This window comes from Enterobacter sp. CGMCC 5087 (assembly GCF_003144775.1).
Lineage (GTDB): Bacteria > Pseudomonadota > Gammaproteobacteria > Enterobacterales > Enterobacteriaceae > Enterobacter > Enterobacter cloacae_M.
Genome location: NZ_QFXN01000066.1, coordinates 18,218 through 33,035, shown reverse-complemented (window position 1 = coordinate 33,035; position 14,818 = coordinate 18,218). Strand labels below are relative to the sequence as shown.

Annotated in this window: 11 protein-coding genes and 1 pseudogene; 8 read left to right on the top strand and 4 right to left on the bottom strand. The window is 55.7% G+C overall.

Translation table 11 applies throughout. The annotated features are described in order from the left end of the window. Window positions 1-268: 268 nt before the first annotated feature. Window positions 269-2,260: a transketolase gene (gene tkt / locus DEO48_RS05645; RefSeq protein WP_023309118.1), complete on the bottom strand. Its 1,992-nt coding sequence runs from the start codon at window positions 2,258-2,260 to the stop codon at window positions 269-271. Between the two features lie 272 nt (window positions 2,261-2,532). Here tkt and DEO48_RS05640 point away from each other — a divergent pair, with 272 nt between their 5' ends. Both DEO48_RS05640 and DEO48_RS05635 read left to right on the top strand, forming a co-directional pair. Further along, window positions 2,533-3,291, top strand: a complete 759-nt coding sequence (locus DEO48_RS05640) for a M48 family metallopeptidase (RefSeq protein ID WP_021242066.1) — start codon at window positions 2,533-2,535, stop codon at window positions 3,289-3,291. A 210-nt stretch (window positions 3,292-3,501) separates the two neighbouring features. Beyond that, window positions 3,502-4,757, top strand: a pseudogene (locus DEO48_RS05635) (OprD family outer membrane porin). A gap of 52 nt (window positions 4,758-4,809) precedes the next feature. Here DEO48_RS05635 and speB read toward each other — a convergent pair. The 3 genes from speB to yqgB form a co-directional block, all read right to left on the bottom strand. Next, window positions 4,810-5,730 carry an agmatinase gene (gene speB, locus DEO48_RS05630; protein WP_014071686.1) on the bottom strand — a complete coding sequence of 307 codons (921 nt, stop codon included), beginning with the start codon at window positions 5,728-5,730 and terminating at the stop codon, window positions 4,810-4,812. Window positions 5,731-6,016: 286 nt separating this feature from the next. Beyond that, the gene (speA, locus tag DEO48_RS05625) at window positions 6,017-7,993 is read right to left on the bottom strand and encodes a biosynthetic arginine decarboxylase (RefSeq protein ID WP_023309121.1); all 1,977 of its coding nucleotides are present in this window, start codon (window positions 7,991-7,993) and stop codon (window positions 6,017-6,019) included. A gap of 8 nt (window positions 7,994-8,001) precedes the next feature. Beyond that, the gene (gene yqgB / locus DEO48_RS05620; protein WP_127312443.1) at window positions 8,002-8,133 is read right to left on the bottom strand and encodes an acid stress response protein YqgB; all 132 of its coding nucleotides are present in this window, start codon (window positions 8,131-8,133) and stop codon (window positions 8,002-8,004) included. 663 nt (window positions 8,134-8,796) lie between these two features. On the opposite strand from yqgB, the gene metK reads away from it, so the two are divergent. The 6 genes from metK to gshB all read left to right on the top strand — a co-directional run bounded on the left by metK (window position 8,797) and on the right by gshB (window position 14,817). Beyond that, window positions 8,797-9,951, top strand: a complete 1,155-nt coding sequence (metK, locus tag DEO48_RS05610; RefSeq protein WP_010435443.1) for a methionine adenosyltransferase — start codon at window positions 8,797-8,799, stop codon at window positions 9,949-9,951. Window positions 9,952-10,311: 360 nt separating this feature from the next. Beyond that, entirely contained in the window at window positions 10,312-11,709 is a 1,398-nt protein-coding gene (gene galP / locus DEO48_RS05605) for a galactose/proton symporter (protein ID WP_023309123.1), read from the top strand. A gap of 58 nt (window positions 11,710-11,767) precedes the next feature. Then, window positions 11,768-12,265, top strand: a complete 498-nt coding sequence (locus DEO48_RS05600) for a SprT family zinc-dependent metalloprotease (RefSeq protein ID WP_109844597.1) — start codon at window positions 11,768-11,770, stop codon at window positions 12,263-12,265. A gap of 94 nt (window positions 12,266-12,359) precedes the next feature. Next, a complete protein-coding gene (gene endA / locus DEO48_RS05595) occupies window positions 12,360-13,067 on the top strand; it encodes a deoxyribonuclease I (protein WP_109844596.1) in 708 nt (235 codons plus the stop codon). A gap of 51 nt (window positions 13,068-13,118) precedes the next feature. Beyond that, the gene (gene rsmE, locus DEO48_RS05590; protein WP_109844595.1) at window positions 13,119-13,850 is read left to right on the top strand and encodes a 16S rRNA (uracil(1498)-N(3))-methyltransferase; all 732 of its coding nucleotides are present in this window, start codon (window positions 13,119-13,121) and stop codon (window positions 13,848-13,850) included. A 19-nt stretch (window positions 13,851-13,869) separates the two neighbouring features. Continuing rightward, window positions 13,870-14,817: a glutathione synthase gene (gshB, locus tag DEO48_RS05585; protein ID WP_029739222.1), complete on the top strand. Its 948-nt coding sequence runs from the start codon at window positions 13,870-13,872 to the stop codon at window positions 14,815-14,817. Window position 14,818 lies beyond the last annotated feature (1 nt).

Here is a 14,818-nt window from a genome sequence, read left to right as displayed (position 1 = left end):
CTTGCTGTCACAAACTGCGATTGATTGGTCAATTGTCGAACATTTAATCGACTGAAACGCTTCAGCAAGAATAAGCGAATCGGGGAATAAAAGGAATGTCTGTCCAGATGAATAAGCGAGCTATATGACTTGCGTCACATTTTAGGTGGAATAATGCCGGCAAGGTAAAAGCAAAACGGTAACCGAGAGGTTACCGTTTTTTAGTGTTTGCACCCTCTCCCGTGGGAGAGGGCTCGGGTGAGGGCATCAGCCCGCACCGTACAAACAATTACAGCAGTTCTTTCGCTTTCGCGACAACGTTCTCAACGGTGAAGCCGAACTCTTCGAACAGCTGTTCTGCAGGGGCAGACTCACCGAAGGTGGTCATACCGACGATAGCGCCGTTCAGGCCCACGTATTTGAACCAGTAGTCAGCGATACCCGCTTCCACTGCCACACGCGCGGAAACCGCTTTAGGCAGTACGGATTCACGGTAAGCGGCATCCTGCTTGTCGAACGCGTCGGTAGACGGCATGGAGACCACGCGCGCTTTCACGCCTTCGGCAGTCAGTTTTTCCCACGCTGCAACCGCCAGTTCAACTTCCGAACCGGTGGCGATGAAGATCAGCTCCGGCTGGCCCGCGCAATCTTTCAGCACGTAACCACCGCGAGCGATGTTCGCCAGCTGCTCTGGAGTACGCTCCTGCTGTGCCAGGTTCTGACGGGAGAGGATCAGCGCGGTTGGACCGTCCTGACGCTCAACGCCGTATTTCCACGCCACCGCGGATTCCACCTGGTCACATGGACGCCATGTGCTCATGTTCGGGGTCACGCGCAGGGAAGCCACCTGCTCTACCGGCTGGTGAGTTGGACCATCTTCGCCCAGACCGATGGAGTCGTGGGTGTAGACCATCACCTGACGCTGTTTCATCAGCGCGGCCATACGCACGGCGTTACGTGCGTATTCAACGAACATCAGGAAGGTAGAGGTGTACGGCAGGAAACCGCCGTGCAGGGAGATACCGTTGGCAATCGCGGTCATACCGAATTCACGTACACCGTAATGGATGTAGTTACCGGCAGTATCTTCGTTGATTGGCTTAGAACCAGACCACAGGGTCAGGTTAGATGGCGCCAGGTCAGCGGAGCCGCCCAGGAATTCTGGAAGCCATGGGCCGAACGCTTCAATCGCATTCTGAGACGCTTTACGGCTCGCGATTTTAGACGGGTTCGCCTGCAGCTTAGCGATGAATTCGTTCGCTTTCGCGTCGAAGTCAGACGGCATTTCACCTTTCATACGACGGGTGAATTCAGCCGCTTCCTGCGGGAACGCTTTCGCATAGGCAGCGAATTTCTCGTTCCAGGCCGCTTCTTTCGCCTGGCCTACTTCTTTTGCATCCCACTGAGCGTAGATCTCAGACGGGATTTCGAATGCAGGGTGTTTCCAGCCCAGCGCTTCGCGGGTCAGTGCGATTTCCGCATCACCCAATGGCGCGCCGTGGGAGTCGTGAGTACCCGCTTTGTTCGGGGAGCCGAAGCCGATGATGGTTTTGCACATCAGCAGGGACGGTTTGTCCGTCACCGCGCGCGCTTCTTCCACTGCACGTTTAATCGAGTCAGCATCGTGACCATCAACGCCACGCACTACGTGCCAGCCGTAGGCTTCGAAACGTGCTGCGGTGTCGTCGGTGAACCAGCCTTCAACGTGACCGTCGATGGAGATACCGTTGTCGTCATAGAACGCAACCAGTTTGCCCAGCTTCAGGGTACCTGCCAGGGAGCACACTTCGTGAGAAATGCCTTCCATCATGCAGCCGTCGCCCATGAACGCGTAGGTGAAGTGGTCTACGATGTCGTGACCAGGACGGTTGAACTGCGCCGCCAGCGTCTTCTCGGCAATCGCCATACCCACAGCGTTAGCAATACCCTGACCCAGCGGGCCGGTGGTGGTTTCTACGCCAGCGGTGTAACCCACTTCCGGGTGACCTGGAGTTTTAGAGTGCAGCTGACGGAAGTTTTTCAGCTCTTCGATAGGCAGATCGTAGCCGGTGAGGTGCAGCAGGCTATAGATCAGCATTGAGCCGTGGCCGTTGGACAGCACGAAGCGGTCGCGGTCAGCCCATGACGGGTTCTGCGGGTTGTGGTTCAGGAAATCACGCCACAGGACTTCGGCGATATCAGCCATACCCATAGGAGCCCCTGGGTGGCCGGATTTGGCTTTCTGTACTGCGTCCATGCTCAGCGCACGAATAGCATTAGCAAGCTCTTTACGTGAGGACATTTTAACTCCAGATCGGACTGTTAAAGGCCATGCCCTTGACGACAGCGCGTTTTGGGCTACGCCGGAAAAAAGTGCCAACAATGTAACCCAAGCCGCAAGTCATGTACATGGAGCATTCTTTTGCTTGTTAAGAAATCTCTGGATCATGCTCGCATGTTGCGCAATCTGCTCGCCCGGCCCTGCAGATATTCCTTATACTTAGCCCGACACCGGCTTCGCTGACGGTGCCCTTTTCGGATTTTATTCAGTTTAACGAGTACGGAAGCAACCTCATGAAAATGCGTGCAATAGTGCTGGCCCTGGGTACAACGCTCCTGCTGAGCGGCTGTCAGAATATGGATTCTAACGGTCTGATGACGTCAGGCGCAGAGGCCTTTCAGGCCTATTCCCTGAGCGATGCGCAGGTGAAAGCGCTGAGCGACCAGGCCTGTAAAGATATGGACGGAAAAGCCACGCTTGCGCCGGCTAACAGTACCTACACGCAGCGTCTGAATAAGATTGCTTCCGCGCTGGGCGACAACATCAACGGCCAGCCGGTGAACTACAAGGTGTACATGGCGAAAGACGTGAACGCCTTCGCGATGGCGAACGGCTGTATCCGCGTCTATAGCGGGCTGATGGACATGATGACCGACAACGAAGTGGAAGCGGTGATCGGCCACGAAATGGGCCACGTTGCCCTGGGCCATGTGAAGAAAGGGATGCAGGTTGCCCTGGGCACCAATGCCATCCGCGCAGCGGCGGCCTCTGCGGGCGGTATCGTTGGCAGCCTGTCGCAGTCACAGCTTGGGGACGTGGGTGAAAAGCTGGTTAACTCTCAGTTCTCACAGCGTCAGGAGTCCGAGGCGGATGACTACTCCTACGATCTGTTGCGCAAACGCGGCATTAACCCATCAGGTTTAGCCACCAGCTTCGAAAAGCTGGCCAAGCTTGAAGCGGGACGCCAAAGCTCCATGTTTGACGATCACCCGGCCTCAGAAGAGCGCGCACAGCATATTCGCGACCGTATGGCCGCAGACGGAATTAAATAATTTCAGAAGGAGGCAATTTTGCCTCCTTTTTATTTCGCATGAATTGTTAACTTAACAGCACGTATCGATAACACCTCTAAAAGCCCCGCCAAATCTGCCCTATCGCATTGAAATGTCTGGTCACATAATTATTGCAAAGGTCACTTTTTCCGGTAATTATCACCCCCGCAGTTATTTAAATTAATATATCCAGACAGAGACGTTCCCTCCGTGAAAAAAGAATTATCATTAATTGCGTTAAGCTTATTTGCCGCATTACCTGCCGCTGCTAGCCAGCAATCCGACAGCCAGGGTTTTATTGACGACAGCCATCTGGACCTGTTTTTACGCAATGCGTATATCAGCCGCGACTACCATCAGGGCCAGCAGGACAAAGCCGAATGGGGTCAGGGGATCATCGCCACGTTTGCATCCGGCTATACCGAAGGGCTGGTGGGCTTTGGTGTGGACGGTATTGCTCAATACGGTGTGCGCCTGGACGGCGGCCGTGGCAAAAGCGGCGCAGGCGGCATCGACTTCTTTAAACAGGAAGAGGATGGCCGGGCAAAATCCGATCTGGCAAAGTTTGGCGCCACCGCCAAAATGCGTATATCAAACACCGTGCTGAGCTACGGAAATCAGCGTCCAGAGCTGCCTATCATTCTCGCCTGCTGTTTGAAAGCTATACCGGCACCATGTTGACCTCAAAAGAGATCGACGGTCTGGAAGTCAACGCTGGTTACTTCACCGACGAGCAGCGTAAAAGCGATGACCGCCACGACAGCGGGCTGAAGAGCCTCTCCTTCGGCGGCGCGAGCTATCAGTTTAACGACCAGTTCAGCGGCGCGCTGTACGCCTCTCATAATGAAGAGGTAATGAACAAGCAGTACCTGGGTATGAACTTCAAACAGCCGTTCAGCACCGGGCAGCAGCTGGTACTCGACTTCAACGGTTATAACTCCCGTCTGGACCAGGGCTACGCGGACAGCCTCAACACCGGCCGCAGCAACACCATCTGGAGCCTGGCGGCAAGCTACATCTGGGATATTCACACGTTCAAAGTGGCTTACCAGCAGAGCAGCGGCAGCACCGGCTACAACTACGGCGGCTATCGCGACAAGGGCGGCGTGGGTGACGGCGGTAACACCATCTGGCTGGCGAACTCCTACTGGTCTGATTTTAACGGCGAAGATGAGCGTTCCTGGCAGGCATCCTACGGTCTGGACTTTGCCGGCCTTGGCTTACCGGGCCTGAGCTGGACCACTGCCTACGTGCGTGGGAATAATATTAAAACCTCTGAAACCAGCAACGGCAAAGAGCACGAGTGGTTTAACCAGATCCAGTACCAGGTGCAGGATGGTCCGGCGAAGGATCTGAAGCTGAAACTGCGCTACTCCGTCCTGCGCGTCTCCAGCAACGCCAGCGAGTACAACGTGGGCGGGGACGAGATCCGCGCTTACGTGGAATACCCGTTTAACGTTTTCTAAAGGCAATAAAAAACCTCTCAGTAGAGAGGTTTTTTTTCACGCAAGGCGAGGCTTATTCGCCTTTTTTGGCTGCCTGAATGTAGAGCATTTCCAGCGCCAGAGTCGCTGCGGCCAGCGCGGTGATCTCGGACTGGTCGTACGCAGGCGCCACTTCCACCACGTCCATCCCGACAATGTTCAGATCCTTCAGGCCGCGCACCAGCTTAATGGCACGATCTGAGGTCAAACCGCCGATGACCGGCGTACCGGTGCCCGGTGCAAATGCCGGATCCAGACAGTCGATGTCGAAGGTCAGATACACGGGCATATCACCCACGATCTGCTTCACCTGAGCGATGATGTCGTCGACGCCGCGATCGTTAACCTGGCCCGCATCCAGCACGGTGAAACCGTTGTCTTTGTCGAACTCGGTGCGAATACCGATCTGCACGGAGTGGTTCGGGTCGATCAGACCTTCGTTCGGCGCGGTGAAGAACATTGTGCCGTGGTCGAACTCGCAGCCGTTCGCGTAGGTGTCGGTATGCGCATCGAAGTGCACCAGCGCCATTTTACCGAAGTGCTTCGCGTGGGCGCGCAGCAGCGGCAGGGTCACGAAGTGGTCGCCGCCGAAGGAGAGCATGCGCTTACCGGCAGCCAGCAGCTTCTCGGCGTGCGCCTGCAGCTTCTCGCTCATCTCACGCGCGTCGCCGAAGGCGTACACCAGGTCACCGCAGTCCACCACGTTCAGGCGCTCGCGCATGTCGAAGTTCCACGGGAAGCGGTTATGCTCCCAGGCCAGGTTAGTGGAAACCTGACGGATCGCTGCCGGGCCGTGACGACCACCCGCGCGGCCAGATGTTGCCATATCGAACGGCACGCCGGTGATCACCCAGTCAGCGTCGCTGTCGTACGGCTGGAAGTTCATCGGAAGGCGTAAAAAACCAAACGCGTTAGATACCAGAGAGTTATCGTACTGATGACCTAAAGTGCTCATGTCCTGACCTCTTTTAAAGTCGATACATTAAAAACAGATGAAAAAAAATCCCCTCCGCGTCGTTAAACCCGACGAGGAAGGGATTGATTCGTAAATCGCTTATTGGGGCGAATTATCGCCGGTAATGCATACGGGTTCAAGTGAGTATAGCATTCTGACGGATGACGGCTTCGCCTTAGCCGGCCTACATTCGTAGGCACGGTAAGCGCAGCGCCACCGGGCATAAGCGACTTAGCGGTCTGATGCCCTCACCCCGCCCCTCTCCCACTGGGAGAGGGAGGTTTTCCTACTCGTCTTCCAGGTAGGTATACCCGTACAGACCCGCTTCAAACTCTTCCAGGAACTGCTGCTGGAGCGCATCGTCCAGCCCGGTATTTTTGACCTGGTCGCGGAACTGAGTGAGCAGTTTTTTCGGATCCAGCTGAACGTATTCCAGCATGTCTGCCACGGTGTCCCCTTCATCGGACAGCTCGATTTCCACATTGCCGTCAGGGAACACGAATACGTCCACCGCTTCGGTATCACCGAACAGGTTGTGCATGTTGCCAAGGATCTCCTGATACGCGCCGACCATGAAGAAGCCCAGCATCGGCGGGTTCTCCGGGTCGTACTCAGGCATTGGCATCGTCGTTGCGATACCGTCACCGTCGACGTAGTGGTCGATGGCACCGTCGGAGTCACAGGTGATGTCCAGCAGCACCGCACGGCGTTCCGGCGCGTGATTCAGCCCTTCCAGCGGCAGAACCGGGAACAGCTGGTCGATACCCCAGGCATCCGGCATCGACTGGAACAGCGAGAAGTTGACGTAAATCTTATCCGCCATACGCTCCTGCAGCTCGTCGATAATCGGACGGTGCGCACGGTTGCTCGGGTCGAGCTGTTTCTGCACTTCATGGCACATGTTCAGGTAGAGCTGCTCCGCCCACGCGCGCTCCTGCAGGCTGAAGGTGCCTGAAGAATAACCCACGTGAATATCGTGCAGGTCCATCTGGCTGTCGTGCAGCCATTCGCGCAGGGAACGACGCGTGCCAGGCTCGTGCATTTCCTGCCAGGTTTCCCACATGCTTTGCAGGGAACGCGGGGCATCGTCTGCCGGAGGCGTTGCCTCGGAGATTTCGCTACGCTCAACGCCGATGATGTTAGAGACCAGCACCGTATGGTGCGCGGTAACCGCGCGACCGGATTCGGTGATCACAGTCGGGTGCGGCAGGCCATTCTCTTCACAGGCATCGCCGATCGCCCAGATGATGTTGTTCGCGTATTCGTTCAGGCCGTAGTTCACCGAGCAGTCAGACTGCGAGCGGGTCCCTTCATAGTCCACGCCGAGGCCGCCGCCCACGTCGAAGCACTGAATATTCACGCCAAGCTTGTGCAGCTCAACGTAAAAACGCGCTGACTCACGCACGCCGGTGGCGATGTCGCGAATATTGGCCATCTGCGAGCCGAGGTGGAAGTGCAGCAGCTGAATGCTGTCCAGACGACCGCGCTCGCGCAGGATTTCCACCAGCTGCAGCACCTGGTTTGCCGCCAGGCCGAACTTGGATTTCTCGCCGCCGGAGGACTGCCATTTACCGGAACCTTGTGACGCCAGACGCGCACGCACGCCAAGGCGCGGCACCACGTTCAGACGTTCGGCCTCTTCCAGCACGATGGCGATTTCGGTCATCTTTTCGATGACCAGATAGACCTTGTGGCCCATCTTTTCGCCAATCAGCGCCAGACGAATGTATTCACGATCTTTATAGCCGTTACAGACGATCACTGAACGGGTCATGCCCGCATGCGCCAGAACCGCCATCAGCTCCGCTTTGGATCCTGCTTCCAGGCCCAGCGGCTCGCCGGAGTGGATCAGGGATTCAATCACGCGGCGGTGCTGGTTCACCTTGATCGGGTAAACCAGGAAATAGTCGCCTTTATAGCCGTAGGACTCACGCGCGCGCTTGAACGCGGCGTTAATAGAACGCAGGCGATGTTGCAGGATCTGCGGGAAGCAGAACAGTGCAGGCAAACGCTGGCCCTGAGCCTCACGGGCTTTCACCAGTTTCGCGAGATCCACGCGCGCTTCAGGGACGTCCGGATCCGGGCAGACGCTGATGTGGCCCAGTTCGTTGACGTCGTAGTAGTTATTGCCCCACCAGGCAATATTGTAAGTGCGCAGCATCTTGCTGGCTTCCTCGGAGCTCATCGCAACCTCCTGCATAGAACGTAGTACACCCTGTTCGCCCGCTGACGAAGGCGAAAAAGAAGACATGTCGTCAGACATAGCGAACCTCAACTCTTTGTATTAAGTGTAAAACAGTTGACTACTATCGCAGCGTTATACGGCGATAACAACCCATAAACGGCTCCGTTTCCCAGCAGAGTATGCTGAAAACCAGACCGTGCGACCGGTTTCTTATTCATATCATTGTAAAACACGTATCCGAACTCTGTATGACAAGGTTCGGCGAAACCACGAGAAAACTCTTGTATTAACAAGAGCGCCCTTGTTCAGTTTTCACAAAGCGTGACCGGCCCTGGAATCCTGAGAAGCGCCGAGATGGGTATAACATCGGCAGGTTTGCAGACTAGAAATGCGGGTTGCGGGAATCAAATGCGCGCCAGAACGGCTGCGCTGAATTAGCGGAAAACGATGGTTCATTATCTCGTATCACCTCCACGGCCGCCTCTGCTGAAACGGACCCCAAGCCAAAGCTAAAAGTTCACTGCTTAACCCGGCTGGAAGTGGCGACACGATGAGTTCATCGAGCGCTTATTTTATATGAGCCGCGCGCCGCGTTTTATACCGAGAACAGGGGTAAAAAGCAAAAGATAAATGTGCGTGTTGCCGGGGCCGTCAGGAATTATTGCCAGCCGTAATTTCAACTGAGTGAGAGGTTAGTCAAAAAAAACTGGAAATCGGGCGAAGAAGTGACCTAAAATAGCCATCCAGATGTTAATCCATCTATACTGATTAACACTCATACTGCCAGTGTCAAAAACCTGCAGGCCTTGGTAGAATTATCTCCTTTGGCTATTCCACACAGCAGCTTGAGCTAACCAAATTCCTCTTAGGTGAAATAAAACATGGCAAAACACCTGTTTACGTCCGAGTCCGTATCAGAAGGACATCCTGATAAAATTGCTGACCAAATCTCCGATGCGGTGCTGGATGCGATCCTGGCGCAGGATCCTAAAGCGCGCGTAGCGTGCGAAACCTATGTCAAAACCGGCATGGTTCTGGTTGGCGGTGAGATCACCACCAGCGCATGGGTTGATATCGAAGAGATCACCCGTAACACGGTGCGTGAGATCGGCTATGTGCATTCTGATATGGGCTTTGATGCCAACTCCTGCGCGGTTCTGAGCGCGATTGGCAAACAGTCTCCAGACATCAACCAGGGCGTTGACCGTGCCGATCCGCTGGAACAGGGCGCGGGCGACCAGGGCCTGATGTTCGGCTATGCAACCAACGAAACCGACGTGCTGATGCCAGCACCTGTCACCTACGCACACCGTCTGGTGCAGCGTCAGGCTGAAGTGCGTAAAAATGGCACCCTTCCGTGGCTGCGCCCGGATGCGAAAAGCCAGGTCACCTTCCAGTATGACGACGGCAAAATCGTTGGGATTGACGCGGTGGTTCTGTCTACACAGCACTCAGAAGATATCGATCAGAAATCCCTGCAGGAAGCAGTGATGGAAGAGATCATCAAGCCGGTTCTGCCGACCGAATGGCTGAGCTCTGCGACCAAATTCTTCATCAACCCAACCGGACGCTTCGTTATCGGTGGCCCAATGGGTGACTGCGGCCTGACCGGTCGTAAAATCATCGTTGATACCTACGGCGGCATGGCGCGCCACGGTGGCGGTGCGTTCTCCGGTAAAGATCCGTCTAAAGTTGACCGCTCTGCGGCGTACGCGGCGCGTTATGTGGCGAAAAACATCGTTGCAGCCGGCCTGGCTGACCGCTGTGAGATCCAGGTTTCCTACGCGATCGGCGTAGCTGAGCCAACCTCCATCATGGTTGAAACCTTTGGTACCGAGAAAGTGCCTTCAGAACAGCTGACGCTGCTGGTACGCGAGTTCTTCGACCTGCGTCCATACGGCCTGATTCAGATGCTGGATCTGCTGCACCCAATCTACAAAGAAACCGCTGCATACGGTCACTTTGGTCGTGAACATTTCCCATGGGAAAAAACCGACAAAGCCGCTCTGCTGCGTGAAGCTGCCGGTCTGAAGTAATCGACTGACATCTGCGTGATAAAAGGCCAGCCTTCGGGCTGGCCTTTTTTTGTCGGGTGACGCCGCAAAGGCGTACATATGGAACCGATTACACCGCACCGGATGCGTCTCGCTTTCAGAATATTCTCTTTGCATGATCGCCTTTCTTCTGCTGTTACATCTCCTTTCAGTTAAGTCTGAAATGTGTTCTTTCGCGATGCATATCACCTCGTTTACCTCTATATTTTCAAAGCTTTAATTATTTTTACGGTTGCACCTTAGTGTAACCGATTACACCTATGTGATTAATCTCACATATTTTTACGGGTCACTCACCTACCCTTTACATCAATAAAACTGATAACCCAACTGGAGGGCATAATGCCTGACAATAAAAAACAGGGGCGTACGTCCAACAAGGCGATGACATTCTTCGTCTGTTTCCTCGCCGCCCTGGCAGGATTACTTTTTGGCCTGGATATCGGTGTGATTGCCGGTGCATTACCTTTCATTACTGACGAGTTCCAGATCAGCGCTCACACCCAGGAGTGGGTGGTCAGCTCCATGATGTTTGGCGCTGCCGTCGGGGCCGTCGGCAGCGGCTGGCTCTCCTTCAAGCTCGGGCGTAAAAAGAGCCTGATGATCGGCGCGATCCTGTTCGTTGCCGGTTCACTCTTCTCTGCCGCTGCGCCTAACGTTGAGGTCCTGCTGGTTTCCCGCGTGCTGCTCGGCCTGGCCGTGGGCGTGGCGTCCTATACCGCCCCGCTTTACCTGTCTGAAATCGCGCCTGAGAAAATCCGCGGCAGTATGATTTCGATGTACCAGCTCATGATCACCATCGGTATTTTGGGCGCGTACCTTTCCGATACCGCGTTTAGCTACAGCGGCGCATGGCGCTGGATGCTCGGCGTGATCATCATCCCGGCCATTCTGCTGCTGATTGGCGTCTTCTTCCTGCCGGACAGTCCGCGCTGGTTCGCCGCCAAACGTCGATTCCACGATGCCGAACGCGTGCTGATGCGCCTGCGCGATACCAGCGCAGAGGCCAAAAACGAGCTGGAAGAGATCCGCGAAAGCCTGAAGGTCAAACAGTCCGGTTGGGCGCTGTTTAAAGAGAACAGCAACTTCCGCCGCGCGGTGTTCCTCGGCGTGCTGCTTCAGGTGATGCAGCAGTTCACCGGGATGAACGTCATCATGTATTACGCGCCAAAAATCTTTGAGCTGGCGGGCTATACCAACACCACCGAACAAATGTGGGGGACCGTCATCGTGGGTCTGACCAACGTGCTGGCGACCTTTATCGCCATCGGTCTGGTGGACCGCTGGGGACGTAAGCCAACCCTGACGCTGGGCTTCCTGGTGATGGCTGCCGGTATGGGTGTCCTCGGTACCATGATGCATGTAGGCATTCACTCACCAACCGCCCAGTACTTTGCGGTCGGCATGCTGCTGATGTTTATCGTCGGGTTTGCGATGAGCGCCGGCCCGCTGATTTGGGTGCTGTGCTCTGAGATCCAGCCGCTGAAAGGGCGTGATTTTGGTATCACCTGCTCTACCGCAACCAACTGGATTGCCAACATGATCGTCGGCGCAACGTTCCTGACCATGCTCAATACCCTGGGCAACGCGAACACCTTCTGGGTCTACGCTGGTCTGAACATCTTCTTTATTGTGCTGACAATCTGGCTGGTTCCTGAAACCAAACACGTTTCTCTGGAACATATTGAACGTAACCTGATGAAAGGTCGTCCGCTGCGCGAAATCGGCGCCCACGACTGATCCTCACGCGGGAGGCGCCTCTTGCGCCTCCCCGCTTCGCGCTTTATGCTCTGCCCCTATGAAAGCACCCCGTCTCCCCATCGCCCTTCAGCAAGCCGTTATGCGCTGCCTGCGGGAAAAACTCGCCCAGGCGAACCTGAAGCTCGGTCGCAATTACCCTGAACCTAAGATCGTTTATCAGCAGCGCGGAACCGCGGCGGGTACCGCCTGGCTCGAGCCGTATGAGATCCGCCTTAACCCGGTGCTGATGATGGAAAACCAGCAGGCGTTTATCGAGGAAGTGGTACCGCACGAGCTGGCGCATCTGCTGGTGTGGAAACACTTCGGACGCGTCGCGCCCCACGGGAAAGAGTGGAAGTGGATGATGGAAGCGGTGCTCGGCGTTCCGGCACGCCGCACCCATCAGTTCGAGCTGGAATCGGTGCGCCGCAATACCTTCCCCTACCGCTGCCAGTGTCAGCTGCACCAGCTTACCGTCCGCCGCCACAATCGCGTGGTGCGCGGCGAGGCGACCTACCGCTGCGTCAAATGCGGCGAGCCGCTGATTGCGGAATAATCATCTGAACTTTCAGGAACTTTCCTGATCTGACTGATTGCATACTGGAACAACATTCGTTACGTTGCGGGCTCGTTTTGACACGGAGTGTAAGATGTCCCGTAATTTTTCTCTCGCGGTCGCCTTTCTGACGACGGCGCTCTCAGGCCATGCTCTGGCCGACGGTATCAACAGTTTTTCCCAGGCCAAGGCAGCAGGCGTGAAGGTAAACGCCGATGTGCCGGGGGATTTCTACTGCGGCTGTAAAATTAACTGGCAGGGTAAAAAAGGGGTCGTTGACCTTGAGTCCTGCGGCTATAAGGTGCGTAAAAACGAAAACCGCGCCAGCCGCATTGAATGGGAACATGTCGTTCCGGCCTGGCAGTTTGGCCACCAGCGCCAGTGCTGGCAGGATGGCGGACGTAAAAACTGCGCCAAAGATCCGGTTTATCGCCAGATGGAAAGCGATATGCATAACCTGCAGCCTGCCGTAGGTGAAGTGAACGGAGACCGGGGTAATTTCATGTACAGCCAGTGGAACGGTGGCGAAGGCCAGTACGGCCAGTGCGGTATGAAGGTTGATTTTAAAGAGAAAGTCGCCGAGCCCCCTGCCCGCGCGCGCGGCAGCATTGCCCGCACCTACTTCTATATGCGTGACCGTTACAACCTCAACCTCTCCCGCCAGCAGACGCAACTGTTCAACGCCTGGGACAAGCAGTACCCGGTGACGGAGTGGGAATGCCAGCGCGACGAACGTATCGCCAGAGTCCAGGGGAATCACAACCCTTACGTCCAGCGGGCTTGCCAGGCGCAAAAGAGCTAACCTACACTACGGCAATTCGCTTATATCGCATGACACATGGAATTTCTGACTATGCGCATTCCCCGCATTTACCATCCTGAACTGATTACCGCAGGCTGCGAAATCGCCCTGTCTGATGACGCCGCCAACCACGTTGGCCGCGTGCTGCGCATGGGCGCAGGCCAGGCAATACAGCTGTTCGACGGCTCGAACCAGGTTTTCGACGCGGAAATCACGCGGTCTGATAAAAAAAGCGTACACGTTAGCGTCCTGCGTGGCGAAGTGGATGACCGGGAATCACCGCTGCACATCCATCTGGGCCAGGTGATGTCGCGCGGCGAGAAAATGGAATTCACGATTCAGAAATCCATTGAACTGGGTGTAAGCCTCATTACGCCACTTTTTTCTGAGCGCTGCGGCGTTAAACTGGATGCGGAACGTCTGAACAAAAAGATCCAGCAGTGGCAGAAAATTGCCATTGCGGCTTGCGAACAGAGTGGCCGCAACCGTATTCCGGAGATCCGCCCGGCGATGGATCTGGAGGACTGGTGTGCAGAAGAGGAGAGCGGGCTGAAGCTCAATCTTCATCCGCGCGCCAGCGCCAGCATCAATACGCTGCCCCTGCCCGTTGAGCGCGTACGCCTGCTGATTGGCCCCGAAGGCGGCCTGTCGGCGGATGAAATTGCGATGACGGCACGTTACCAGTTTACTGATATTCTGTTGGGACCTCGCGTTCTGCGCACTGAGACAACGGCACTCACGGCCATTACCGCGCTACAGGTACGGTTTGGCGATCTGGGTTGAAGCATTAACGGAGAAGAACATGATCAAGCTCGGCATCGTGATGGACCCCATCGCAAACATTAACATCAAGAAAGATTCCAGCTTCGCCATGCTGCTGGAAGCGCAGCGTCGCGGCTATGAACTCCACTATATGGAGATGAACGATCTTTACCTGATCAACGGTGAAGCTCGCGCCCGCACCCGCATCGTTAACGTCGAGCAGAACTACGACAAATGGTACGAGTTCGGCACCGAGCAGGATATTGCCCTGGCCGATCTCAACGTCATCCTGATGCGTAAAGATCCGCCGTTCGACACCGAATACATTTACAGCACCTACATCCTTGAGCGTGCAGAAGAGAAAGGCACGCTGATCGTCAACAAGCCGCAGAGCCTGCGCGACTGCAACGAGAAGCTCTACACCGCCTGGTTCTCTGACCTGACGCCGGAAACCCTGGTGACCCGCAGCAAAGCGCAGCTGAAGGAATTCTGGCAGAAGCACGGCGATATCATCATGAAGCCGCTGGACGGCATGGGCGGCGCGTCGATTTTCCGCGTTAAGGAGAGCGACCCGAACATTGGCGTGATTGCCGAAACGCTGACCGAACTGGGCACGCGTTACTGCATGGCGCAGAACTATATTCCGGCGATTAAAGACGGCGATAAGCGCGTTCTGGTGGTAGATGGCGAACCGGTTCCTTACTGCCTGGCGCGTATCCCGCAGGGTGGCGAAACTCGTGGGAACCTGGCAGCCGGTGGCCGCGGTGAGCCGCGCCCGCTGACCGAAAGCGACTGGGAAATTGCCCGCCGCGTTGGCCCGACGCTGAAAGCCAAAGGCCTGATCTTCGTTGGCCTGGATATCATCGGCGATCGTCTGACCGAAGTGAACGTCACCAGCCCGACCTGCATTCGTGAAATTGAAGCGGAATTCCCGATTTCGATCACCGGAATGCTGATGGACGCTATCGAAAAACGTTTACAAAAATAAC

Bases quoted from the DNA above. Each gene is read 5' to 3' on its own strand.
- tkt (WP_023309118.1), bottom strand. From the start codon at position 2,260: ATGTCCTCACGTAAAGAGCTTGCTAATGCTATTCGTGCGCTGAGCATG.
- DEO48_RS05640 (WP_021242066.1), top strand. From the start codon at position 2,533: ATGAAAATGCGTGCAATAGTGCTGGCCCTGGGTACAACGCTCCTGCTG.
- speB (WP_014071686.1), bottom strand. From the start codon at position 5,730: ATGAGCACTTTAGGTCATCAGTACGATAACTCTCTGGTATCTAACGCG.
- speA (WP_023309121.1), bottom strand. From the start codon at position 7,993: ATGTCTGACGACATGTCTTCTTTTTCGCCTTCGTCAGCGGGCGAACAG.
- yqgB (WP_127312443.1), bottom strand. From the start codon at position 8,133: ATGAATAAGAAACCGGTCGCACGGTCTGGTTTTCAGCATACTCTGCTG.
- metK (WP_010435443.1), top strand. From the start codon at position 8,797: ATGGCAAAACACCTGTTTACGTCCGAGTCCGTATCAGAAGGACATCCT.
- galP (WP_023309123.1), top strand. From the start codon at position 10,312: ATGCCTGACAATAAAAAACAGGGGCGTACGTCCAACAAGGCGATGACA.
- DEO48_RS05600 (WP_109844597.1), top strand. From the start codon at position 11,768: ATGAAAGCACCCCGTCTCCCCATCGCCCTTCAGCAAGCCGTTATGCGC.
- endA (WP_109844596.1), top strand. From the start codon at position 12,360: ATGTCCCGTAATTTTTCTCTCGCGGTCGCCTTTCTGACGACGGCGCTC.
- rsmE (WP_109844595.1), top strand. From the start codon at position 13,119: ATGCGCATTCCCCGCATTTACCATCCTGAACTGATTACCGCAGGCTGC.
- gshB (WP_029739222.1), top strand. From the start codon at position 13,870: ATGATCAAGCTCGGCATCGTGATGGACCCCATCGCAAACATTAACATC.